The organism is Ruegeria sp. CK2 (assembly GCF_056536585.1).
Genome location: NZ_JBQFPW010000002.1, coordinates 230,478 through 255,046 on the forward strand (window position 1 = coordinate 230,478; position 24,569 = coordinate 255,046).

Here is a 24,569-nt window from a genome sequence, read left to right on the forward strand (position 1 = left end):
TCGTTATCCACCCGATCACCCATATGCCCTTGCGGGCATGGGAGAAACTGGGAGGATTACTAATGAAACTTGCAAATCTTGCGGGAGCTACGGCGCTGGCGGTAATTGCCATGGCCGGTAGCGCGATGGCAGCAGGCGAAACCGTTTGCCTGATCACCAAAACTGACACCAACCCCTTCTTCGTCAAAATGAAAGAAGGTGCCACAGCCAAGGCTGAGGAATTGGGAATGACGCTCAAGGCATTCGCAGGCAAGGTCGATGGCGACCACGAAACTCAGGTGCAGGCGATCGAAACCTGTATACTGGATGGCGCCAAGGGCATTCTGCTGACCGCTTCGGACACCTCGTCAATTGTTCCGGCTGTGCAACAGGCCCGCGACGCAGGCCTGCTTGTGATTGCACTGGATACACCGCTGGAGCCGATTGACTCGGCCGATGCGACATTTGCCACCGACAACTTCCTGGCCGGGCTGCTGATCGGTCAATGGGCAAAAGCGTCCCTCGGGGATGCCGCTAATGATGCCAAAATCGCCACGCTAGACCTTGCGGTCAGCCAACCCACCGTGGATGTGCTGCGCAACCAAGGCTTTCTGGAAGGGTTCGGAGTTGATCTAGCAGACCCGAATGTCATCGGGGATGAAGATGATCCACGCCTTGTCGGCAGTGACGTGACCGCAGGCAATGAAGAAGGCGGTCGCCGCGCGATGGAGAATCTTCTGGCCAAGGACCCGACGATCAACGTTGTTCACACGATCAACGAACCTGCGGCCGCGGGTGCGTATGAAGCGCTGAAAGCCATTGGGCGCGAGAACGATGTGCTGATCGTATCCGTCGACGGGGGCTGCCCAGGTGTGCAAAACGTGGCAGACGGTGTAATTGGGGCAACTTCACAACAGTACCCGCTTTTGATGGCGTCTCTGGGTGTTGAAGCGGTCAAGAAATGGGCGGACGAGGGCGTTAAGCCTGAAAACACGCCGGGAAAAGACTTCTATGATACTGGCGTTGCGCTTGTGACCGATCAGGCAGCTGAGGGCGTTGATTCCATTTCAGTGAAAGAAGGCATGGACCTCTGCTGGGGCTAAAGTAACCTGCAGGAGGCTGCAAATGCGGCCTCCTGACGCCAAACCACCCTCTCACCCAAAAACTTGCTAAAGTGGTCCGTAAACGGGCACTTGACGCTTGGGGGATTCTTAATGTCCGAGACTTCACGACAATCCGATGACTTCGAGGCCGCAGCAGCTGGCAGCCCGGAGCAAGTCGCCGAGTTTGATGACCATCACCGTGGTTTTGTCGGGACGGTTCAGCACTTTTTGCACGTGAACCCATCGTTGGTTCCGTTGATCGTTCTTGTCGCTGCTATTGTTGTGTTTGGGCTTTTGCTCGGCGCAAAATTCTTCTCGCCTTTCGCGCTGACCCTGATCCTGCAACAGGTTCAGATCGTTGGCATCGTGGCCGCAGCCCAAAGTCTTGTGATCCTGACGGCGGGCATCGACCTGAGCGTTGGTGCGATCATGGTGATGTCTTCCGTCGTCATGGGGCAATTCACATTCCGCTACGGGTTGCCGCCCTCTGTCGCGATCCTGTGCGGGCTTGCCGTTGGTACCGCGTTCGGGGCGGTGAACGGATTTCTCATCAGCCGCATCAAGCTGCCACCCTTTATCGTCACGCTTGGCATGTGGCAAATCGTGTTGGCCGCAAACTTTCTGTATTCGCAAAACGAAACGATCCGATCCCAGGACATCGAGACCAACGCACCCATATTGCAGCTGTTCGGAACCAAGTTTAATGTGGGTGGGGCGGTTTTCACTGTTGGCGTTTTGTTCATGCTTTTGCTCATCCTTGGGCTCTCCTATGCGCTGCGCCATACGGCCTGGGGACGGCATGTTTATGCGGTCGGCGATGACCCGGAAGCGGCTGAGTTGTCGGGGGTCAACGTCCATCGGACGCTGATGTCAGTTTACATGTTGTCGGGGCTGATTTGCGCTTTTGCGGGTTGGGCACTGATTGGGCGTATCGGGTCGGTATCCCCGACGTCAGGGCAGTTGGCCAATATCGAAAGCATTACGGCGGTTGTGATTGGTGGCATCTCGCTGTTTGGCGGTCGCGGGTCGATCCTCGGATCGCTGTTCGGAGCGCTGATTGTCGGGGTGTTTACGCTCGGCTTGCGCCTGCTCGGGGCTGATGCGCAATGGACCTTCTTGCTGATTGGCATTCTCATCATTGCAGCGGTCGCCGTTGACCAGTGGATCAGAAAGGTAGCAGCCTGATGGAACCCATTCTCAAAGGACGGAACCTGGTCAAGCGCTACGGCAAGGTAACCGCGCTGGATCAGTGCGACTTCGATCTGATGCCAGGGGAGATCCTGGCTGTGATCGGGGATAATGGTGCCGGTAAGTCGACGCTGATCAAGGCCGTTTCGGGCGCGGTGGCGCCTGACGAAGGTGAGGTCTGGCTTGAGGGCCAGAAGGTGAATTTTCATTCTCCGATTGATGCACGGGGAGCAGGGATCGAAACTGTGTATCAGACACTTGCCATGTCTCCGGCGCTTTCCATTGCCGACAACATGTTTATGGGCAGGGAAATTCGTCGAAAAGGCCCGTTGGGTTCGGTTTTCAGAATGCTTGACCGGCCTGCGATGGAAAAATTCGCCCGGGACAAATTAACGGAACTGGGTTTGATGACGATCCAAAATATCAATCAGGCCGTCGAGACCCTTTCAGGTGGTCAGCGTCAGGGTGTTGCGGTCGCACGCGCTGCTGCCTTCGGGTCTAAGGTGATCATTCTGGACGAACCAACTGCGGCTTTGGGCGTGAAAGAAAGCCGTCGGGTGTTAGAGCTGATAATTGATGTGAAGTCGCGCGGTATTCCGATCATCCTGATCAGCCACAACATGCCGCATGTCTTTGAGGTTGCCGACCGTATCCATGTTCACAGGTTGGGCAAACGGCTTTGTGTGATCAATCCCAAAGACTACACCATGTCTGATGCTGTGGCTTTTATGACAGGCGCGAAAGAACCACCGACCGCGCCTCGGGCGGCGTGAGGGCGTGAAGGGGCTTTAGCGAAGCACTTAGGGCCAACCAAGCAGCAGCAGTACCTGGGTGGTCGATCCTCGCTGACCAAAATAGAAAATGCCCGCATGATCAATGCGGGCATTCTTAGTTTAGCGCTTTTGGCGGCTTTACTGCGGGATTTCGCCTTCCAGCCCTTCAACGTAAAAGTTCATGCCCGCCAATGTGCCATCATCTGCGGTTTCACCGTCCGCCAGCCAGTCACTACCGTCCTGCTTTTTCAGCGGGCCGGTGAATGGGTGATAGCTTCCGTCAGCAAGCGCCGCCGTCATCGCCAGCGCTTCTTCTTTGATATCCGCTGGAACCGCGTCCGAGATTTCGCCAATCTCGACCATACCCGGGCCGATACCGTCCCAGGTGTTCGCCGTTGCCCAGCTGCCATCCATCACGGCCTGAGTGCGCGCGATATAGTAGGGGGCCCAGTTGTCGATGATCGAGCTGACGCGCGGCATCGGAGCGTATTCGCTCATGTCCGAGGCCTGACCAAAGGTGATCACGTTGCCGGCCTCTTGCGCAGCCGCTTGCGGCGCCGTCGAGTCGGTGTGCTGCAGGATCACGTCCGCGCCCTGTTCGATCAGAACCGAAGCTGCATCAGCCTCTTTTGCCGGGTCGAACCACGTGTAAGCCCAGATGATTTTGAACTCGACATCCGGGTTCACCTTTTTGGCGTGGATGTAGGCCGAGTTGATGCCACGGATCACTTCGGGGATCGGATAGGAACCGATGTAACCGATGATGTTCGACTCGGTCATTTTACCGGCGATATGCCCCTGAACGGCACGGCCTTCATAGAAGCGAGCCGAATAGACCGATACATTGTCAGCCGTTTTGTAGCCGGTCGCATGCTCGAACTTCACGTCCGGGAACTTTTGGGCCACGTTGATGGTCGGGTCCATATAGCCGAACGAGGTGGTAAAGATCAGGTCCGCGCCTTCCAGCGCCATCTGAGTCATCACGCGTTCTGCATCCGGGCCTTCGGGCACCGATTCAACAAACACCGTCTCAACCTTGTCGCCGAAATGTTCCTCGACGGCCAGGCGACCTTTGTTATGCTCATAGGTCCAGCCGCCATCGCCGACAGGACCGACATAGACAAAGCCGACCTTGGTTTTGTCTTCGGCCATGGCACCCGAGGCCAGACCCAGCGCCATGGCGGCGCTTGCCAGAAGTGATGTTAATTTCATGTAGTTACTCCCCAAGTTGGTTCAATTGGCCCCGTCTAGTGCGAGGCGTGGAAAATCCGGCCCAGTGAGGCAGGTGCGCTGCTCTTGTCGGCCGAAAGGATCACAAGCACAAGGATCGTGATGATATAGGGTGACATTGCCAGATACTCGACGGGAATGGCAACGCCCGCTGCCTGCAGATTAAGCTGCAAGACCGTGATTCCGCCAAACAAATAAGCACCCAAAAGCGCGCGCCATGGTTTCCAACTGGCAAAGACAACCAGTGCCAGCGCGATCCAGCCGACACCGGCCGTCATACCCTCGGTCCACTGTGGGACGCGGATCAGGCTGATATAGGCACCGCCGAGGCCCGCACAGGCACCGCCGAACAGGATCGCCATGATGCGGATCTTGATAACTTTGTATCCCAGAGCATGGGCGGCGTCGTGGTTTTCGCCCACTGCGCGCAGCACAAGGCCGGCGCGCGTGTATTTGAGAACGGCCCAGACTGCGGCGGTTAGGGCGATGCCAACGTAAAGGATCGGATCATGCTGGAACAGGATTGGTCCGATCACCGGGATATCGCTGATCACCGGGATATGGATTTCTCCCATACTTGGCGGTTTTACCCCAACGTAGCCTTGCCCAAGAAGGGCACTGAATCCCAACCCGAACAACGTAAGGGCCAACCCGCTGGCCACCTGATTGGCCAACGCAACCTGAGTTAGCAGAACGAACAGCAACGACAACACGGCGCCGCCGACCGCTGCTGCAAGGAATCCCAGCCAGGGCGAGCCGGTTTCGACGGATGTCGCAAAACCGCTGATCGCGCCAACGATCATCATGCCTTCGACACCGAGATTCAGCACACCAGCTTTCTCGACCACCAGCTCGCCGATGGCGGCCAGCAGCAGCGGGGTTGCAGCCACCATCAACGAGGCGACCAGAAGAACGGGATTGATTTCACCTAGATCCATGGCTCAGGCTACCTCGCTACGGGCCGCACGGATGCGGTAATTGGTCAAAAGATCAAAGGCCAAGAGGAAGAACAGAAGCATCCCCTGGAACACCTGAATGGCGGCGGCCGGCAAACCCAATTGGGATTGTGCAATTTCACCGCCAATATAGGTCAGCGCCATCAGCCCACCGGCCAGCAGGATACCCACCGGATGCAGACGGCCCAAAAACGCCACAATGATCGCGGTGAAACCATAGCCGACGTTGAAATCTATGCTGACCACACCAGAGGGGCCAGAGACCTCAAACATACCGGCCAACCCGGCCAGCGCGCCGGACAGGCCGAGGCAAAACAAGATTAAGCGGGCCGGGTTCACACCAGCAAATTTAGCGGCGCGCGGAGCCTCACCCGTAAGGCGGATGTGGAACCCCAACATGTGCCGGTTCAGCAGAACATAGGCAAAGATCACGGCAATCAACGCGGTCACGACACCCCAATGCATGCCAGATCCGGAGATCAGCTCGGCGTTATGGGCGGCGTCGTAGGATTGCAGGTTGCGCGAGCCGGGAAAGCCAAAACCCTCGGGGTTCTTCAATAACCCCAGTGAGACTGAGGCCAGCATCTGCTCAGCCACATAAACCAACATCAGCGAGACGAGGATTTCGTTGGTGCCAAACCGCACTTTCAAAAAGGCCGGAATAGATGCCCAAAGCCAGCCACCAAAGGCCCCGGCCAGCACCATGATCGGGAAAACATAGAACGCATCAATTGGATAAAACGCCAGACCGGCCCCCGCCCCAAAGATTGCACCCATGATGTATTGCCCTTCGGCACCGATGTTCCAGATGCCGGCGCGAAAGCCCAGCGACAGGCCGATCGCAATCAGCACCAATGGCGCGCCTTTCACCAGCAATTGCGGACGATAGTAGAACGCAAATTCGCCAAACAGGGGCTCCCAAAAAATGGTGCCAATGGCTTCGATCGGGTTCTTGCCCAGAATGGTGAACAAGATGCCCCCAAACACCATCGTTGCCAGCACAGCCACCAAAGGGGTCGCATAGGACCACGCCTTGGACGGCTGAGGCCGTTTCTCCAACACAATCACACGCTCATCCCCCCGCGTTCTTCATCTTTTTGTAAATACTCTCGCCGAAGGCGATCCCACGGGTCACACATGAGCAACCTCCATACCATGTGCACCGCCCATCATCAGGCCAATCTCTTCCACGGTCAGACCGGTCGTCTCGCGCGGAGCGCTTAACCGCCCTTCGTTCAACGCGGCAAAGCTGTCTGAGATTTCCATGAGCTCATCCAGGTCCTGACTGATGCACACAACCGCGGTGCCTTTGGCGGCCAGATCCAGAATGGCCTGTCGGATCGCGGCCGCCGCGGCCGCATCCACGCCCCAGGTTGGTTGGTTCACCACCAGCACGTCGGGATCTTGCAAAACCTCTCGCCCGATGACGAATTTCTGCAGGTTTCCGCCCGACAAGGACCGCGCCGCGTTCTCGGGGCCGGGTGTGCGAACGTCGAACGCGTTGATGATCTTCTCAGCAAAGCTTTGGGTTTCGGCCCACTTCAGGAAACCGTTGTTTTCCAGCCCTTCGCGGACCGATCCGGTCAGCAATGCGTTCTCGGTCAGGCTCATGTCAGGCGCCGCGGCATGGCCCAGCCGCTCCTCTGGCGCGGTCAGGACGCCCAGCTTGCGCCGCGCGGTGGGTCCAAGCTTGCCAATAGGCTGACCGGCGAATTTAATGGCATCAGCTGCGGTTGGAATTTCACCGGACAGTACGCCCAGCAATTCGTCTTGGCCGTTTCCGGCGACCCCACCGATGCCCAGAACCTCACCTTTGCTTACCGTCATATGCACATTGCGCAGTGCTGTACCGAATTCTGAGGGCGACGGCACCGACAAGCCGCTGACATCCAGTGCGACATCGCCAAACTCACGCCCGCTGCGCTCTGGTGTCTGCAAGGTCGATCCGACCATCATCTCGGCCATATCGCGCGCCGAGGTCTCAGACGGAACACATTCGCCGACGTTCTTGCCTAAACGCAGGATCGTGGCGTGGTCACACAGCGTCCGGATCTCTTCCAGCTTATGCGAGATATACAGGATCGAGGTCCCCTCGGACCGCAACTTGTTCAGGGTCTCGAACAGAATCTCAACCTCTTGCGGCGTCAGAACCGAGGTCGGTTCGTCCATGATCAGCAGCTTTGGATCTTGCAGCAGGCAGCGAATGATCTCAACCCGCTGCCGCTCACCGGCTGACAGGTCACCAACAGTTCGAAACGGGTCCAGCGGCAGGCCATAGGTCTCGGATACCTCCCGGATGCGCGAAGCCAAATCCCCCATCGCAGGTGGGTTCTCCATCCCCAACGCAATGTTTTCGGCCACGTTAAGCGCGTCAAACAGCGAGAAATGCTGGAACACCATCGCGATCCCATCGGCGCGCGCTGCGCGGGGCTCGGATGGTGTAAAGGACTGCCCCCGCAGCAGCATTGTGCCGCTGTCGGGTTTCACCAAGCCATAGATCATCTTAACAAGCGTGGATTTGCCCGCGCCGTTTTCGCCCAACAAGGCGTGAACCTCTCCCTCACCGATGTCAAAGGACACCTGATCATTGGCCACGACGCCGGGATAAGCTTTGGTCAGCCCTTGCAGGCTCAGAAGTGGAGTGGTCACGCGCTCAGGTCCTTCTTCAGTTCGTTCTGCCGGGCTGGGCGCAGGATCTGCGCCGCGGCACCAACGGCGATCATCTGCGGGTGCTTACCCAGTGATGGGTCACCAATTGGGCAGGTGATCCGCCCGATCCGCTCAGGCGAATGCCCAAGGGCCGCCAGTCGCGACCGAAACCGTGCCCATTTCGTAGCCGACCCAATCAGGCCCGCAAAGCGGAAATCGTGCAAAAGCAGCCTGTTGCACAGTTCTAGGTCCAGATTGTGTGAGTAAGTCAGCACAAGATGTTCGGCATCGTGCGGGGCGTGGCGGACAAGCTCGGCGGGTTTCGCCGCGGGCACGGTGGTTACGCCCGCTGGTACCATTTCGGGAAATCGCTCTGGTCCGGTGTCAACCCAGGTAATGGCCAAATCAGGGAGAGGTGCCAGAACATCAACCAACGCGCGACCAACGTGGCCAGCGCCCCAGATCCAAAGATGACGAGTTGGTTTATGCACCGGCTCCACCATCCAGCCATCGATGAGTTGCGGATCTGGCTGCGCACCCTGTCCACGGGCCTTTGCCAGCAAGCGCTTCACCGACAAAGGCATCTCACCACAAGATACCGAACGAGCAATAATGGCGTCGTCCAGGCAGTCTACAGCTGCTCGGTCATAGCTCTCGCTGAGCAGCGTCACCGCCCCTCCGCAGCATTGTCCCATATCTGGCCCAAGCGCGTGTTGAGTCAGGCGGGACTGCGCAGTTTGCAACCGCGCCGCCTCAGCTGCCTGAAATTCCAAAGTGCCGCCGCCGATTGTCCCGCTTTGACCCGTCTTCCAAACAAGCATCGAAGCCCCAACCTCGCGGGGGGACGATCCCTTGATCCCGGCGACCACAACGCGGACCACGGTGCCGTGGTTAATGACCGCCTCCCTCAAAGCCTCCCGATCAAATCCCATCAGGTATCTCCCCTTACCCGTTGGACGCCGTGCCAGATCTGTTCAGCCGTGGTAGGGGCGTCCAGCGCCGGATAACGAGTGCCGCAGGCTGCCACCGCATTCGACAGCGCCAGCCATGCCGATATGCCCAGCATGAACGGCGGTTCACCCACCGCCTTGGACCGATAGATCGTGTCCTCTCGGTTCTCCGCGTTCCAGAGCGCCACGTTGAATACGTCGGGCCGGTCAGAACAGGCCGGGATCTTGTAAGTCGACGGCGCGTGGGTACGAAGGTTGCCCTTGTCGTCCCAGATCAGTTCTTCCGTCGTCAACCAGCCCGCGCCCTGTACGTAGCCACCTTCTATCTGCCCGATATCCAATGCAGGGTTCAGCGACGCGCCTGCATCATGCAGGATATCCGTGCGCAGGATGCGGTTTTCGCCTGTCAGGATATCCACCGCAACCTCTGTGACCGAGGCTCCGTAAGCGAAGTAAAAGAACGGCCGACCGCGCCCCTTGATGCGGTCCCATTCGATCCTGGGGGTTTTGTAAAACCCGGTTGCGGAAAGGCTGACTCGCCCCTGATAGGCAAGCGCCGCTGCCTCGGCAAAACTGTAGCGCTCCTCGCCAACTTCCACATGGCCGTCGGTGAAACGAACGCTTGACGGATCGGCCTGATGGCGTTCGGCCAGATAGTCCGCCATGCGGTCCCGGATCGTATCGCAGGCGGCTTTGACCGCCATCCCGTTCAAGTCACTACCGGACGATGCCGCCGTGGCCGAGGTATTCGGCACCTTGGCCGTATCAGTTGCGGTGATCTTCACCATCTCCAAAGGGATGCCAAAACGCGACGCCGCAACCTGCGCCACTTTCTGGAATAGCCCTTGCCCCATCTCGGTGCCGCCATGGTTCAGATGGACCGAGCCATCCTGATAGACATGCACCAGCGCACCCGCCTGATTTAGATGTGTCAGCGTGAAAGAAATACCAAACTTGACCGGAGAAAACGCAATGCCTTTCTTGATCACGGAATTCTTGGCGTTCCATTGTGCGATGGCCGCTTTACGCGCTGCGTAGTCGCTGGAGGCCAGCAGGGCGGTCGTCATGCCATGCAATTCAAAGTCGCTAACTTCCATGCCGTAGGGCGTCGTGTTACCGCCTTCAGGTACCGGGCGGACCGGCGTGTTTGATGGGGCCATTTCAGCCGCGCCGCGGCTGGTCAGATCTTCGTGCGGATCCGGGTGTCCCAGTGGCTTCGGCGTTGGCGCGAGATCGGCAACCGCATGCGCAGGCTCATAGTAGTTCCGTTGCCGCAACTCGACCGGGTCAAGCTTCAGTTCATGGGCCGCGTGGTCCATGACGCGTTCGATGCCGACCATGCCCTGCGGGCCGCCGAACCCGCGATAAGCGGTGGCGGATTGGGTGTTGGTCTTCAGCCGATGGCTCTCGATCCGCGCATTCGGCAGCAGATAGGCATTGTCTGAATGCAACATGGCACGGTCCGCGACGGGCAGGGACAGGTCCTGCGCCCAGCCGCAGATCGCATAGTGCAAGAAAGAAACCCCCTGAATATGGCCGTGCTCGTCAAACCCGGCGCGGTACGAAATGCGGAACGCATGGCGCTTGCCAGTGATGATCATGTCGTCATCCCGATCATAGCGCATCTTGCAAGCCTTACCGGTCGCACGCGCCGCGATCGCGCAGGACACGGCCAAGGCGTTGCCCTGGCTTTCCTTGCCGCCAAACCCTCCGCCCATGCGGCGGGTCTCGACACGGACCGCGTGCATGGGAACGCCCAACGCATCCGCAACTTTGTGCTGAATCTCGGTGGGATGCTGGGTCGAGCTGTGCACCAGCATATCCGCACCCTCATTCGGCACCGCCAACGCGGCCTGACCCTCCAGATAGAAATGCTCCTGGCCACCAATCTCGAACGTGCCCTCGATCACATGGGTCGCGGTTGAAATGGCGGCCTCCGCATCGCCCTTGGCATAGATGCGTGGGCCATCTTCGAACCGGCTGTCGGTGGCCAATGCCTCTTCCACTGTCAGGATCGGCGTCTCTTCGGCATAGTCGATCTTGCCTAATCTTGCGGCTTTGCGCGCGGCTAGATGGCTGGTCGCGACCACAAGGAAAACAGGCTGACCGATGTAGTGAACGGTGCCGTTGGAAAGCAGGGGTTCATCATGGATAGAAGGGGAGACATCGTTGGCAAACGGCAGGTCTTCTGCTGTCATCACCATCAAAACGCCGTCTGCAGTCTTGACTGCAGACAGATCCATGGTCTTGATCGCACCCTTGGCAATCGGGCTGAGGCCAAAGGCAAGATGCAACGTTCCCTTGGGCGTTGGGATGTCATCCACATAGCGGGCAGTGCCAGACACATGCAGCGGCGCCGCGTCGTGAGGGAGGGGTTTGGTCACGCTCATGCCGACACCTCCAGCACATTGGTCGCTTCGCCCTGATCCTCAAGGAAATAGCGTTCAAGCAATGCCTTGGCCGTTTCAAGCCGATAGAGTGCCGAGGCGCGCATGTCCGTCATCGGGGTAAAGTCGTCGGCAAAGGCGGGGATAGCGGCCCGGATGGTTTCAAGGGTCCAGGGCTCTGCGACCAGCGCGGCCTCGACACATGCAGCCCGTTTCGGAATGCCCGCCATGCCGCCAAAGGCGATCCGTGCGTCGGCAACGACACCGTCCACGACCGAAATCTTGAAACATCCACACACCGCCGAGATATCCTGATCGAACCGTTTGCTCAGTTTGTAGCATTTCAACCGGTCTGTCTGACGCGGGAAGCTGATGGCTTCGACGAATTCGCCGGGAGCGCGGTCCTGCTTGCCATAGTCGATGAAGAAGCTTTCCATCGGGATCGAACGTCGCACGTCGCCCTTACGTAAATGGACGGCAGCACTCAGCGCAATCAGCGCAGGCGGGTTGTCTCCGATGGGGGAGCCGTTGGCGATGTTGCCACCTAGGGTAGCAGCGTGGCGCACCTGTACACTGGCATAGCGGCGGATCATCTCAGCATAAGACGGATGCAGATCCGCCAACGCCTCACCTATCCGGTTCATGTCGACCATGGCCCCAAACCGGATTTCGTCCTCTGTGATGGTGATTTCTTTCAGATCGTCACAGCCATTCAGGAAAATCACCGGATCCAGATCGCGTAGCTGCTTGGTGACCCACAGGCCCACATCGGTCGCACCGGCGACCAAGGTCGCGTCCGGGTATTGCGCGTAGATCCGGGCCAGTTCGTCCGACGATCCGGGCAGCAGGGAAGAAGTCACCTGCGTTGTTACGGGCGTGTCTTTCACCCAAACCGGTACAGGGTGCTTTTCGACGGCTTCGGCGGCGCGAATGATCGGCGCGTATCCCGTGCAGCGGCATAGGTTGCCCGCAAGTTGCGTGTCGTGATCCGTGGCGCCATTGATATGACTGGAGACCATCGACATCACGAAACCAGGCGTACAGAACCCGCATTGCGACCCGTGCAGGTCTACCATCGCCTGTTGAACCGGGTGCGCCTCTCCATTTGGGCCGCTGGCCCCTTCGACGGTGCGCACAGCCCTTCCATGCAACTGAGGCAGAAATAGAATGCAGGAATTCAGAGCTTTCGCGCCGCCCTCATCAGTCACCATGACGGTGCAAGCCCCGCAATCGCCTTCGTTGCAGCCCTCCTTGGTGCCGGTGAGGCCGCGATCTTCGCGCAGCCAGTCCAGCAAGGTCGCTGTCGGATTTACATCCGCCAGCTCCACTGTCTCTCCGTTCAGAAGAAACGTGATGTTCATTCGTGAAACCCGTCGCGTTACCCGGTTGCGCCCCTCGGTGCCCTCCTTCGATGCGACGTAGAAAGAGTGGCGGGCTGGTAGCTTGCCATAAGATGTTAGAAACAGCGTGCGTGATCTGGCAAGAAAAACTACCTGTAATATGCACCATTCCATCAATGCAGCGTAAGATCGTCGTGTGTGTGTAGTGTTTAATTGTTTGGAACTAAAGAATTTTATGCTGGGGGTCGGCGCCGCCTTGCGAAGCACCTTCTGAAAAAGCCGAATAATCAACGATGATTTTTTTGACAGTTGGTGGTTAAGGTTCCGGCTTTTGCGCGACCGCCGGCTGGGATAGCTTGCGTGGTATGAGCAGTATTCCCCGATTCATTCACCTCCGCGTTCACACCGAATATTCCCTGCTGGAAGGCGCCGTACGGCTGAAAAAGCTGCCGGGTCTTTGCGAGAAGATGGATATGCCGGCGGTCGCGGTGACCGACACCAACAGCATGTTCTCGGCGTTGGAGTTTTCGGTGTCCGCCAGCGATGCAGGTGTCCAGCCGATCATGGGATGCCAGGTTGACCTGACCTATGTGCAAGCTCAACCCGGTGAAAAGCCCAAGATCCCGGCACCGCTGGTGCTGCTGGCTCAGTCTGAGGTTGGGTATGAGAACCTGATGAAACTCAGCTCCTGTCTCTACGTGGACAAGGGCGGTCAGTTGCCGCAAGTCACGTTGGAGGAACTGGCAGAACGTTCCGACGGCCTTATCTGCCTGTCCGGCGGGCCGAACGGGCCGGTGGGGCGGCTGCTGCAACAAGGTCAGCGCCCAGCAGCCGAAGCCTTGGTGGATCAGTTGGCGTCGATGTTCCCCGACCGGCTTTACGTTGAGTTGCAACGTCACCCCGGCGAGGATGGTCAGCCCGAGGCCGAACGCTTGACTGAACGCGGTCATGTCGAGATGGCCTATGCAAAGAACTTACCACTGGTGGCCACAAATGACGTCTATTTCCCGACCTCGGACATGTATGAGGCGCATGACGCGCTGATCTGCATTTCTGAAGGGGCTTACGTGGACCAGCAGGCCGGTCGCCGGCGCCTGACCGCGCAGCATTATTTTAAGTCGCAGCAGGAAATGGTCACGTTGTTTGCGGACCTGCCTGAAGCTATCGAGAACACGATAGAGATTGCCAAACGCTGCGCCTTCATGGCCTATCGCCGCGATCCGATCTTGCCTAAATTCGCGGATGATGAGGTCGCCGAACTGCGCCGCATCGCCAATGAGGGTTTGCAAAAACGCCTTGCCGTGATCCCGCATGCGGTGACGCCTGAGGAATATCAGGAACGGCTGGATTTCGAACTCGATATCATCGAAGGCATGGGCTTTCCTGGCTATTTCCTGATCGTCGCGGATTTCATCCAATGGTCCAAGGATCAGGATATTCCTGTTGGTCCTGGGCGAGGCTCTGGCGCGGGCTCTCTGGTGGCCTATGCGCTAACGATTACGGACCTTGACCCGCTGCGCTATTCGCTCCTGTTCGAACGTTTCCTGAACCCCGAGCGTGTCTCGATGCCAGACTTCGACATCGATTTCTGCATGGACCGCCGGGAAGAGGTGATCCGTTACGTGCAGCAAAAATACGGGCGCGACAGGGTAGGGCAGATCATAACCTTTGGTGCGTTGCTGTCCAAAGCTGCCGTGCGCGATATCGGTCGGGTCCTGCAAATGCCCTACGGTCAGGTGGACCGCCTGTCCAAGATGATCCCTGTCGAGGGTGTGAAACCCGTCTCCATCGAAAAAGCACTGAAAGACGAACCCCGCCTGCGCGAAGAGGCTCGCAATGAAGAGGTCGTCGACCGCTTGCTCACCTACGGCCAACAGGTTGAAGGGTTGTTGCGGAACGCTTCGACCCACGCGGCAGGTGTTGTGATCGGGGACCGCCCTCTGGACGCGCTGGTGCCGCTGTATCAGGATCCGCGCTCCGATATGCCCGCGACCCAGTTCAATATGAAATGGGTGGAACAGGCCGGGCTGGTGAAGTTCGACTTTCTTGGTTTGAAGACGCTGACTGTGATCCAGAATGCGATGGATCTGATCTTCAAGTCCGGGCGCGATTTGCACATCGCCCCTGACGGCACCGAGCTTTATGAGCCCGCTGAAGGGGCGGTAAACCAGATCAACGCCATCCCGCTGGATGACGAGGCGACATACAAACTCTATTCCGCCGCCAAGACGGTGGCAGTGTTTCAGGTGGAATCCAGCGGCATGATGGATGCGCTCAAGCGCATGAAGCCGGACTGTATCGAAGACATCATTGCCCTCGTCGCGCTCTACCGTCCCGGCCCGATGGAGAACATCCCCAAGTTCTGCGAGGTCAAGAACAAGCTGAGCGAGCGGGACACGCTGCACCCTTCCATCGACCACATCCTGGACGAGACCCAGGGCATTATCGTCTATCAGGAACAGGTGATGCAGATCGCTCAGGAAATGGCGGGTTACAGCCTAGGCGGCGCGGACTTGTTGCGCCGCGCAATGGGTAAGAAAATCCAGGAGGCGATGGACGCCGAGCGGCCCAAATTCCTCAAAGGTGCGGCTGAAAACGACGTGGATGAAGCCAAGGCGACCGAGGTTTGGAACCTGCTCGACAAGTTCGCCAATTACGGCTTCAACAAATCGCACGCGGCGGCCTATGCGGTGGTCAGCTATCAGACCGGCTGGCTGAAAGCGAACCACCCGGTCGAGTTCATGGCGGGTGTCATGAATTGTGATATCCATCTGACCGACAAACTGGCTGTGTATTTCGAAGAGGTCCGCAAAGGGCTGGAACTGCTGTATGTGCCACCTTGCGTGAACCGATCTCATGCCAGTTTTGATGTTGCCGAGGGGCATCTTGTTTATGCGCTGGGCGCCCTTAAAAACGTCGGCGTCGAGGCGATGAACCTTGTGGTCGAGGGGCGTCGCGCTGGAGGCGCGCAGAACGATGATGCTGACAAGCCTTTCGTCAACCTGTTTGATTTCGCCCGGCGCGTCGACCTGAAGAAGGTCGGAAAACGTCCGCTTGAGATGCTGGCACGGGCAGGGGCCTTTGATGAGCTCGACAAGAACCGCCGCAGGGTTTTCGACAGCCTTGAACAGTTGGTACAATATTCCGCTGCCATTCACGAGCAGAAGAATTCGAACCAGGTGTCGCTGTTTGGTGAGGCAGGGGATGATTTGCCCGAACCGCGCCTGTCGCCGACGCCAGATTGGTTACCGGCCGAGCGCCTGAGCGAAGAGTTCAAGGCAATTGGCTTCTACCTGTCCGGCCATCCCCTGGATGACTACATGCCTGCGTTGAAACGCAAACAGGTTCTGACCTTGGACGAGGTGATGGAAAAGGCGCGATCCGGCCCGTTGATCGCAAAGATGGCGGGAGTGGTTGCGGGGCGTCAGGAACGGAAATCCGCCCGGGGTAACCGCTTTGCCTTTGCGCAATTGTCTGACCCAAGCGGTGCTTACGAGGTCACTCTGTTTTCCGAAACTCTGGAAAAATCGCGCGAGTTTTTGGAAACCGGTGCGCAGGTCGTGCTGACCGCCGAAGCAACGATGGAGGCCGATCAACTCAAATTGCTGGGACGCTCAGTTGGACCAATTGATTCGGTTGTTGCTGACGCAGGCGCCACCGGTCTTCGGATTTTCGTGGATCAGGCTCAGGCGGTGCCAACGCTCGCCAAAGTGTTGGAAGACGCTGCCAGCGCCGCACGCAGCGCGGCCAAAGGCCCAATCCAGCTTTGTCTGCTGGACCCGGGATTGCCCGGTGATGTTGAACTGGACCTCGGTCAGGATTTTCCCATCAATCCACAGATCAAAGGTGCGCTGAAGTCTCTGGAAGGTGTGATGTCAGTCGAAGAGATCTGACCGGCGACGGCTTTGTTGCCAGATAGTCCAGGCCTCGCTAGGCTGAATTCAGAATGTGTATTCAAGGGTCAGATCACAGGAGAGCGCCCAGATGAAAATTGCGGATACCGGTTTCAGAACACTCACTTTGGTCGCGACTGCGTCGCTGGTGCTGGTGTCAGCATCGGTGGGGCTTGCCGACAACAAAAAGAAGAAGAATACGATCGAAGGCGCGTTGATCGGCGCGGGGGTTGGCGCCCTGATCGGAGACGGCAAGGGCGCAGCCATTGGCGGTGTGGCCGGGGCATTTATTGGACACAACTGGAAGTGAATGCGATGCGTATGACCCCCTTAAGAGCCGTATTGGCAAGCGTTTGTGTAGCACTGCCAAGCGTGGCCTTTGCTGATGAGGCCGCCGAACAAATGGTTCAGGATGCGTTGCCCGTGATGTACCATACCTGTGTCTCAGTCGTAGAAGAGGCAGACGGGGATGAAGCCTTTATCTATGCTGTCGTCGAAAAGCTGACCGCCGTATCGATCTATAACCGTCAGATCGATATCAATGACCACGCGGCCTCTGACGAGGAAAAAGCCAAACTGCATCAGGCGTTTGTGGAAGCCCTGCGCGACGGATGCGCGGATGACAAAGACGCATTGCTGGCTGGTGTTGTTGACAATGCGGTGAAATCAACGCTGGGACTATGATGGGCTTATCGCCAGGTCTGTTGCGGCTTAGCTTCGTGACCTCCTAACAGTCCTGACGAAGCGCGGGCAGCCCGACGCCGGTGCTGTCAAACCCGCCATCGGATGCGATCACCTGTCCGGTCACATAGCTGGCCTTGTCCGAGCACAGAAAGCAGATCACCTCGGCGATCTCTTGTTCCGACCCATAGCGGTTCAAGGGGATCGCGTCGTGATAAGCTGCGATGATATCGGGCGTGTGCACGGCCATCGCCAGTTTGGTGCGGACCGGACCTGGACAGACACAGTTGGCCCGGACGCCATACTCACCCAGTTCCGCCGCCTGCTGTTTCGTCAGGTGGATGACCCCCGCCTTTGATGTGCCATATGCCACGCGCAAAGTGCTGGCGCGGAGCCCTGATATTGACGCGATATTGACGATTGCGCCTTTGCTGGTCTTCAAGGGCTGCACAGTCGCTTGACTGACCAGAAATACACCGTCGAGATTGGTTTCCATGACCCGTCGCCAGGTCGCAAAATCCGCCTCTTCGATAGGACCAAAATCCGCTACGCCGGCATTGTTCACAACCGCGTCGATCTGCCCGAAATGGTGGAGTACCGCCTCAACCATTTCGGATACTTGCTCTGGGACCGAGATGTCGTAGAAAAACGGCTGCGCACTGTCCAACCCCTCAGCGGCCAGCTTCAATTCATCCGCGTCCCGGTCTACCATTGCGACCTGCCACCCTTGTTGTAAAAACAGCTTTGTGGTGGCCAAGCCGATGCCACGGGCAGCCCCGGTCACAAGCGCAAGTTTTTGGGTCATCGGCTATCTCCGTCTTCTGCCTTTTGGGGCGGTTTGCGTCGTTCAGGGTGTTGTACAAGTCGTAACATCCACGCTCTGAGTGTTGTACAACTCCTTAAATTCACCGCATCTTCAGTAATGCGGTGGGCGTTCGTCCCCCAGGACGATGCCGCCTGTTCCTTCCTGAGCCCGTTCCCCTTCGCGTCGCATCAGCATCTCAACCCGGCGGGTCAGGTTATCAATCTCGTCTTGTTGCCGGGTGACAACTGCGTTCAAGTCTTCAACTGTGCGGGTCAGATGGGCGATCTGTTCTTCCAGATGCTGCATATCGGGTTCCTGTGGGGGCTTGTGTCTGTCTCGCTCATAGCGGCCCGGCAAGCGCATGACCAGTGAAACCGCGCCGTGCGGCCGCGCGTTGGCTTGCCCCGATCCCGGCCATGAGATAGACCGCGCGCGGAACGACTAACTCCCAAGGACGCCCCAAAATGGCCAAGCCCAAGAAACAGCCCCGCCCCAAGGCCATCACGCCAAAAGGGTTCCGCGACTATTTCGGCCAGGAAGTCACGCAGCGCACCGAGATGCTGCGGGCCATTGCGGACGTCTATCATCGCTACGGATTTGACGCGCTTGAAAGCAGCGCGGTTGAAACGGTTGAGGCGCTGGGCAAGTTTCTGCCCGACGTAGATCGCCCGAACGAGGGTGTGTTTGCGTGGCAGGAAGTTGACGAGAATGACAAGGGCGACTGGATGGCCCTGCGCTATGACCTGACCGCCCCTTTGGCGCGCGTTTATGCGCAGCACCGTAACGACCTGCCGACGCCTTATCGTCGCTATGCGATGGGCCCCGTCTGGCGCAACGAAAAACCCGGGCCAGGGCGGTATCGTCAGTTTTATCAATGTGATGCGGATACGGTAGGCACGGCCTCAATGGCGGCTGATGCCGAGATCTGTGCGATGCTGTCGGATACGCTGGAAACCGTGGGTATTCCGCGCGGCGACTATTTGGTGCGCGTCAACAACCGCAAGGTTTTGAACGGTGTAATTGAAGCAATGGGGCTGGGCGATGATGTCGCTGCCCGCGACAACGTACTACGCACCATCGACAAATTCGACAAAGTCGGAGAAGCCGGGGTGCGCGAGTTGCTGACCAAGGGTCGTCTGGATGCGTCGGGCGCGTTTATCGACGGTGTCGGCCTCAGCGATGATCAGGCGGAACCTGTGATTGCGTTCCTGACCTCCAAAGCTACGGATACTGCGGGAACACTGGCCAATCTGCAGGCTGCTGTGGGTGATAGTAAGATCGGCGCGGATGGTATTGCCGAGCTCGAACAGATTGGTGCGCTGTTGGCTGCGGGTGACTATGGCGCGGATCGGATTGAGATCGATCCATCGGTCGTCCGTGGCCTCGGCTACTACACCGGGCCTGTGTACGAAGCCGAGCTGACCTTTGAAATCTTCGACGAAAAAGGCCGCAAGCGGCAGTTTGGGTCCGTAGCAGGCGGCGGTCGCTATGATGATCTGGTGAAACGCTTTACCGGACAAGAAGTCCCGGCAACTGGTATTTCTATCGGAGTTGATCGGCTACTGGCCGCCCTGCGCGAAAAGGGTCGTATCAGTGCTCAAGCCACTGGACCTGTTGTCGTGACCGTCATGGATCGTGACCGTATGGCAGACTATCAGGCAATGGTGGCTGAACTGCGCAATGCTGGCATTCGCGCCGAGGTCTATCTGGGAAACCCCAAGAACTTTGGCAATCAGCTTAAATATGCAGACAAGCGCAATTCTCCGATCGCTGTGATCGAAGGTGGTGACGAAAAAGCGGGTGGCATCGTGCAGATCAAGGATTTGATCCTGGGTGCAAAGATTGCCGAAAGCGCCACGCTGGAGGAATGGAAAGAACGCCCCAGCCAGTTCGAAGTGCCGCGCGCCGATTTGGTCGCCAAAGTGCGCGAAATTCTGGACAATCAGGACTGAACGATGCCCAACCGTTCTCAGATACAGGCCCGTTCTGCGGCGATGCGCCTGCGGTTCGAGGCCGCCGGGGCGCGGGTTGTGGACCCTCCCTTGCTGCAACCAGCTGAGACGTTGCTGGACCTTTATGGTGAGGACATCCGCGCGCGCGCCTATGTCACCTCCGACGCTCTGCGGGGCGAACAGATGCTGCGCCCCGATTTCACCCTGCCCGTTGTTCAGATGCATATGAACGAAGGCGCAGAACCCGCGCGATATACCTATTCAGGTGAGGTCTTTCGGCGACAGGAACATGATCCCGACCGGGCGAACGAATACGTTCAGGTGGGCTACGAAGTCTTTGATCGCGACGATCCCGCTGGGGCCGATGCAGAAGTCTTTTCGCTTTTTGCCATGCAGTTGCGCGGACTACCTTTGCGCGCCGCCACAGGGGATATCGGCATACTGACGGCTGCGGTGCAAGGATTGCGCACAACGGATCGGCGCAAGGCCGCGTTGATGCGGCATCTTTGGCGCCCCCGCCGGTTTCGCACTCTGCTGGATCGGTTCGCAGGCCGGAAACCTGAACCGGAACACAGAGCAGGTCTTTTGGATGCGAAGGATCCGATGGCATATGAGATGCCAATGGTCGGCAAGCGGCGCGCCTCGGAAATTGAAGCGCGGATCGAAGCGCTGCGCGAGGATCGTGAGACCCCACCCATTTCTGACACCGAGCTTGCCGGTCTCGAGTCCTTGCTGGCCGTGCGTGAAACCATGCCGTTTGCGTTGGAACAATTGCGTGATGTAGCAGTGGATTTGCCGCAGATAACGCCAGCTCTGGACCGGTTGGAGCGTCGGATTGCAGCGCTTCAGGCGCGGGGTGTTGATGTCGAAAAGCTGGATTTCGAAGCGGCTTATGGCCGGACCTCCATGGAGTATTACGACGGGTTTGTCTTTGGGTTTTATGCCGAAGGTCGTCCCGACCTGCCTCCGATTGCAACGGGCGGGCGGTACGACGCCTTGACGCGCCAACTGGGCAAAGGGGCAGAAATCCCAGCGGTCGGTGGTGTGCTGCGACCGGACCTGATGCTTGAGATCGAGGGGGTCGCCTGATGAGCTTGAAACTTGGCGTGCCATCCAAGGGTCGTTTGATGGAAAAGACCTTCTCGTGGTTTGAAAAGCGTGGCATCACCTTGTCGCGCAGTGAATCCGAGCGGGAATATGCGGGCAAAGTCGATGGTATCGACGGAGTTTCTCTGGTTCTGATGTCTGCAGGTGAAATTCCGCGCGACTTGGCTTCCGGGCGCATCCACCTTGGGGTTACGGGCACAGATCTTGTGCAGGAAAAGCTGCCGCGTTGGGAACAGCAGGTCGAAGAGGTTTCTCCTTTGGGCTTTGGTCAGGCTGATCTGATTGTCGCGACGCCTGCCTGTTGGGTTGATGTGGATACACTGGATGATCTGGACGCTGTCGCAGCGGCGTTTCGCAAAACTCACGGACACCGATTGAGGATTGCGACAAAGTACCACCGCCTGGTTCGGGAATTTCTGTCTGACGCTGGGGTGTCTGATTTCACCCTTGTCGACAGTCAGGGCGCGACCGAAGGCACGGTAATGAACGAAACAGCTGAGGCGATCGCGGATATCACCTCGACCGGGGAAACCTTGCGGGCCAACCACCTGAAAATCCTGTCTGACGGGCTGATCCTAAAATCACAAGCAACGTTGTGGCGTAGTCGAATATCCAAATACAGCGCCGCAGAAAAACAAGTTCTGACAGACCTGCTGGATCGGCTTGGCTAAGGCTACAGCACGCCGATTTCAGCCAGCGCGCGGTTAAGGTCATCGGGCAAGGCATCGTCCTGAGATCGACCCTTGGGCAGATCCGGGGGAGTGTCTTCGGGTTTCAGATAGCGCCAGCCTTGAAACGGCCGTTTCTGTGCGTTCTGGGTGCGATGCACTTCGGGCTCCAATACAATGGCGCAGCGGCGGATACCGTCTTCGCCTATGACCTCATCCAGCCTCAGAATGCGCTGGCGGCATTGAACCACGCCTTTAATCACCCAATAGATTGATCCACCGTTCAGAATCTCGGTCTGTCGCTTGGGCCACATGCGTGTGACATGACGCGGCAATCCGTCCTCATAAAGCGGTTTACGGCTGTCTTGCCATTCGATCAGTGTGTCGACGCTTTCTGACCCAACTGAGAGTTTTATGAGGTTTACGTACTTATCCACAGCTTTCCCACAGAGTCGTCCCGAGACCCGTCTTCATATTGTAGCTCATGATCTGTCGTCATCAAGGTGTTGTGGTAAGCGTGCCAAATGAGCTACTCTGGATACCTCTTTCTAAACAGGGAATCACCAATGAGCCGCTTTGCCGCCCCCATCGCCGAGCAGATCTGGGACATGAAATACCGCTTCAAGCAAGCGGATGGCACGCCTATCGACCAGACGGTTGAAGACAGTTGGCGACGTATTGCGCGCGATCTGGCCCGGGTGGAACAAAACCCTGCGCATTGGGAAGAAAAGTTCTACGCGGCATTGGAAGACTTCAAATACCTGCCCGCCGGGCGCATCACTGCGGGCGCGGGTACCGCGCGGCAGGTAACGCTGTTCAACTGTTTTGTCATGGGCACGGTCCCGGACAGCATGGGCGGTATCTTCGACATGTTGAAAGAGGCCGCTTTGACTATGCAGCAGGGTGGGGGGATCGGATACGATTTCTCGACCATTCGCCCGCGTGGCGCTGACGTGCATGGGGTGGCCGCCGATGCGTCGGGTCCGTTGAGCTTTATGGACGTGTGGGACGCGATGTGCCGCACCATAATGTCCGCCGGGTCGCGCCGCGGTGCGATGATGGCGACGATGCGGTGCGATCATCCGGATATCGAGCATTTCATAACCGCCAAATCCGACCCGGCCCGCCTGCGCATGTTTAACATGTCGGTGCTGGTGACCGATGCGTTTATGGAAGCGGTCAAAGCCGATGGCCCTTGGGAACTGGTGTTTGGTGACAAGGTCTATCGCACCGTCCAAGCCCGTGACCTTTGGAACAAGATCATGCACGCGACTTATGACTACGCCGAGCCGGGCGTGATATTCATCGACCGCATCAATGCAGCCAACAACCTAAGCTATGTCGAAACCATTTCAGCGACGAACCCCTGTGGTGAGCAGCCATTGCCGCCTTACGGCGCTTGTCTGCTGGGGTCGATCAATATGGCACGTCTGGTTGCAGAGCCGTTTGAGCGCAGTGCGCATTTGGACGAGACCGCGATGCAGGACCTTGTCGCCACTGCCGTCAGGATGATGGACAACGTGGTGGACGCGTCGAAGTTTCCACTGCCTGAGCAAGCGGCTGAAGCTCAGGCCAAACGGCGCATCGGGCTCGGCGTGACCGGTCTGGCGGATGCGCTGTTGATGCTGGGACTGCGCTATGGGTCCGACGAAGCGGCGCGTCAGACCGAGCGCTGGTTGCACGCGATTGCTCGCGCCGCGTATCTGGCGTCGGTCGATTTGGCACGCGAAAAGGGGGCCTTCCCCCTGTTCGACGCCGAGAACTATCTGGCCAGCGGTACCATGCAGCAGATGGATGACGACGTGCGCGACGCGATCCGCGAACATGGCATTCGCAATGCTCTGCTGACTTCGATTGCGCCGACAGGGACCATTTCGTTGTACGCCGGGAACGTATCTTCCGGAATCGAACCTGTCTTTGCCTATGCCTACACGCGCAAGGTGCTGCAAAAGGACGGCTCGCGCACCGAAGAGGAAGTGGTCGACTATGCCGTGCAGATGTGGCGCGATAAGTTTGGTGAAGCGGAACTGCCAGACTACTTTGTGAATGCACAGACCTTGTCGCCGACGGATCACGTCAAAATGCAGGCGGCGGCGCAAAAATGGATAGACAGCTCGATCTCTAAGACGATCAATTGTCCCGAAGACATCAGTTTCGATGCGTTCAAAGACGTCTACATGCAGGCGTGGGATCAGGGCTGCAAAGGCTGCACCACCTATCGCCCGAATGACGTGACCGGATCGGTTCTGACCGTATCAGAGAGCGAAGACAAGGTGCCGGGCGAAAGTGCTGACGCGCCCCACCAGGTTGATGGCGGCGAAGTCGTTTATATGTCCGAACCGCTGGATCGCCCTCAATCACTGGAGGGGTCGACCTACAAGTTGAAATGGCCGGATAGTGAGCATGCGATCTATCTGACTATCAACGATATCGTCATCGGTGGGCGCCGACGCCCGTTTGAAGTGTTCATCAACTCGAAGAACATGGAGCACTATGCCTGGACGCTTGCGCTGACCCGTATGATTTCTGCTGTGTTCCGTCGTGGCGGGGATGTTTCTTTTGTTGTTGAAGAACTGAAGGCTGTTTTCGATCCGCGCGGTGGGGCTTGGGTCAAAGGCAAGTACATCCCTTCGATTCTGGCCGCGATTGGCGGGGTGATCGAACAGCACATGGTCAATATTGGCTTTCTTGAGGGCGAAGGCATGGGCCTCAAGTCTGACCCACAGGCGCAAGTGGTGAACATGGATGCGCCACGCGGCAAAGCATGCCCGTCGTGTGGTCAATTTGACATGGTTATGATTGAGGGCTGCATGACCTGCCGCAGTTGCGGGCACTCGAAATGTAGTTAGCCATTTGTTAATGTAACTTTTGTGTGGCGTTTCATGCGACATGACCTAAACGTTTCAAT

The 24,569-nt window shown here is 58.0% G+C and carries 20 protein-coding genes; 10 read left to right on the plus strand and 10 right to left on the minus strand.

The window, feature by feature from the left end:
* The first annotated feature begins 62 nt into the window (after nt 1-62).
* The 3 genes from ACR0BU_RS04295 (at nt 63) to ACR0BU_RS04305 (ending at nt 3,043) form a co-directional block, all read left to right on the plus strand.
* Nucleotides 63-1,082: a sugar ABC transporter substrate-binding protein gene (locus ACR0BU_RS04295; RefSeq protein WP_298933725.1), complete on the plus strand. Its 1,020-nt coding sequence runs from the start codon at nt 63-65 to the stop codon at nt 1,080-1,082.
* Nucleotides 1,083-1,193: 111 nt separating this feature from the next.
* Nucleotides 1,194-2,267: an ABC transporter permease gene (locus tag ACR0BU_RS04300; protein ID WP_480736067.1), complete on the plus strand. Its 1,074-nt coding sequence runs from the start codon at nt 1,194-1,196 to the stop codon at nt 2,265-2,267.
* Nucleotides 2,267-3,043: an ATP-binding cassette domain-containing protein gene (locus tag ACR0BU_RS04305; protein WP_480736066.1), complete on the plus strand. Its 777-nt coding sequence runs from the start codon at nt 2,267-2,269 to the stop codon at nt 3,041-3,043. The genes ACR0BU_RS04300 and ACR0BU_RS04305 overlap by 1 nt, the downstream gene beginning before the upstream one ends.
* Nucleotides 3,044-3,181: 138 nt before the next feature.
* On the opposite strand, the gene ACR0BU_RS04310 is transcribed toward ACR0BU_RS04305, so the two are convergent.
* The 7 genes from ACR0BU_RS04310 to xdhA form a co-directional block, all read right to left on the minus strand.
* Nucleotides 3,182-4,255, minus strand: a complete 1,074-nt coding sequence (locus ACR0BU_RS04310; protein WP_480736064.1) for a BMP family ABC transporter substrate-binding protein — start codon at nt 4,253-4,255, stop codon at nt 3,182-3,184.
* Nucleotides 4,256-4,290: 35 nt separating this feature from the next.
* Nucleotides 4,291-5,211, minus strand: coding sequence for an ABC transporter permease (locus tag ACR0BU_RS04315; protein ID WP_480736062.1), 921 nt, complete (start codon nt 5,209-5,211; stop codon nt 4,291-4,293).
* Between the two features lie 3 nt (nt 5,212-5,214).
* Nucleotides 5,215-6,297 (minus strand): ABC transporter permease, encoded by a 1,083-nt coding sequence (locus ACR0BU_RS04320; protein WP_299077149.1) that lies wholly within the window; start codon nt 6,295-6,297, stop codon nt 5,215-5,217.
* Between the two features lie 63 nt (nt 6,298-6,360).
* Nucleotides 6,361-7,878 (minus strand): ABC transporter ATP-binding protein, encoded by a 1,518-nt coding sequence (locus ACR0BU_RS04325; protein WP_480736060.1) that lies wholly within the window; start codon nt 7,876-7,878, stop codon nt 6,361-6,363.
* The gene (gene xdhC / locus ACR0BU_RS04330; RefSeq protein WP_480736059.1) at nt 7,875-8,810 is read right to left on the minus strand and encodes a xanthine dehydrogenase accessory protein XdhC; all 936 of its coding nucleotides are present in this window, start codon (nt 8,808-8,810) and stop codon (nt 7,875-7,877) included. Before xdhC ends, ACR0BU_RS04325 begins: the two co-directional genes overlap by 4 nt.
* The gene (xdhB, locus tag ACR0BU_RS04335; protein ID WP_480736057.1) at nt 8,810-11,218 is read right to left on the minus strand and encodes a xanthine dehydrogenase molybdopterin binding subunit; all 2,409 of its coding nucleotides are present in this window, start codon (nt 11,216-11,218) and stop codon (nt 8,810-8,812) included. The genes xdhC and xdhB overlap by 1 nt, the downstream gene beginning before the upstream one ends.
* Nucleotides 11,215-12,576: a xanthine dehydrogenase small subunit gene (gene xdhA, locus ACR0BU_RS04340; protein ID WP_480736056.1), complete on the minus strand. Its 1,362-nt coding sequence runs from the start codon at nt 12,574-12,576 to the stop codon at nt 11,215-11,217. Before xdhA ends, xdhB begins: the two co-directional genes overlap by 4 nt.
* Before the next feature lie 344 nt (nt 12,577-12,920).
* On the opposite strand from xdhA, the gene dnaE reads away from it, so the two are divergent.
* From dnaE to ACR0BU_RS04355, 3 genes are all read left to right on the plus strand, one after another.
* Nucleotides 12,921-16,448 (plus strand): DNA polymerase III subunit alpha, encoded by a 3,528-nt coding sequence (dnaE, locus tag ACR0BU_RS04345; protein ID WP_480736054.1) that lies wholly within the window; start codon nt 12,921-12,923, stop codon nt 16,446-16,448.
* A 91-nt stretch (nt 16,449-16,539) separates the two neighbouring features.
* Nucleotides 16,540-16,758, plus strand: coding sequence for a glycine zipper 2TM domain-containing protein (locus ACR0BU_RS04350; RefSeq protein WP_480736053.1), 219 nt, complete (start codon nt 16,540-16,542; stop codon nt 16,756-16,758).
* A gap of 5 nt (nt 16,759-16,763) precedes the next feature.
* A complete protein-coding gene (locus tag ACR0BU_RS04355) occupies nt 16,764-17,132 on the plus strand; it encodes a hypothetical protein (protein WP_299077132.1) in 369 nt (122 codons plus the stop codon).
* Between the two features lie 43 nt (nt 17,133-17,175).
* Here the strand turns inward: ACR0BU_RS04355 and ACR0BU_RS04360 are convergent, their stop codons facing one another.
* Nucleotides 17,176-17,934, minus strand: a complete 759-nt coding sequence (locus tag ACR0BU_RS04360) for an SDR family NAD(P)-dependent oxidoreductase (protein WP_298933700.1) — start codon at nt 17,932-17,934, stop codon at nt 17,176-17,178.
* Nucleotides 17,935-18,045: 111 nt separating this feature from the next.
* On the minus strand, nt 18,046-18,240 hold the full coding sequence (locus ACR0BU_RS04365) for a SlyX family protein (RefSeq protein WP_298933698.1): 195 nt from the start codon (nt 18,238-18,240) through the stop codon (nt 18,046-18,048).
* A gap of 158 nt (nt 18,241-18,398) precedes the next feature.
* Here ACR0BU_RS04365 and hisS point away from each other — a divergent pair, with 158 nt between their 5' ends.
* From hisS to hisG, 3 genes are read left to right on the plus strand one after another with little or no spacing between them, the layout of a single operon-like run.
* Entirely contained in the window at nt 18,399-19,886 is a 1,488-nt protein-coding gene (hisS, locus tag ACR0BU_RS04370) for a histidine--tRNA ligase (RefSeq protein WP_480736051.1), read from the plus strand.
* Nucleotides 19,887-19,889: 3 nt separating this feature from the next.
* Entirely contained in the window at nt 19,890-20,975 is a 1,086-nt protein-coding gene (locus ACR0BU_RS04375) for an ATP phosphoribosyltransferase regulatory subunit (RefSeq protein WP_480736050.1), read from the plus strand.
* Nucleotides 20,975-21,664, plus strand: a complete 690-nt coding sequence (hisG, locus tag ACR0BU_RS04380) for an ATP phosphoribosyltransferase (RefSeq protein WP_480736049.1) — start codon at nt 20,975-20,977, stop codon at nt 21,662-21,664. The genes ACR0BU_RS04375 and hisG overlap by 1 nt, the downstream gene beginning before the upstream one ends.
* 2 nt (nt 21,665-21,666) lie before the next feature.
* On the opposite strand, the gene ACR0BU_RS04385 is transcribed toward hisG, so the two are convergent.
* Nucleotides 21,667-22,098, minus strand: a complete 432-nt coding sequence (locus ACR0BU_RS04385) for a DUF1489 family protein (protein WP_480736047.1) — start codon at nt 22,096-22,098, stop codon at nt 21,667-21,669.
* Nucleotides 22,099-22,227: 129 nt separating this feature from the next.
* Between ACR0BU_RS04385 and ACR0BU_RS04390 the strand changes: the two genes are divergently transcribed.
* Nucleotides 22,228-24,510 (plus strand): adenosylcobalamin-dependent ribonucleoside-diphosphate reductase, encoded by a 2,283-nt coding sequence (locus ACR0BU_RS04390; RefSeq protein WP_480736045.1) that lies wholly within the window; start codon nt 22,228-22,230, stop codon nt 24,508-24,510.
* The last annotated feature ends 59 nt before the right edge of the window (nt 24,511-24,569 follow it).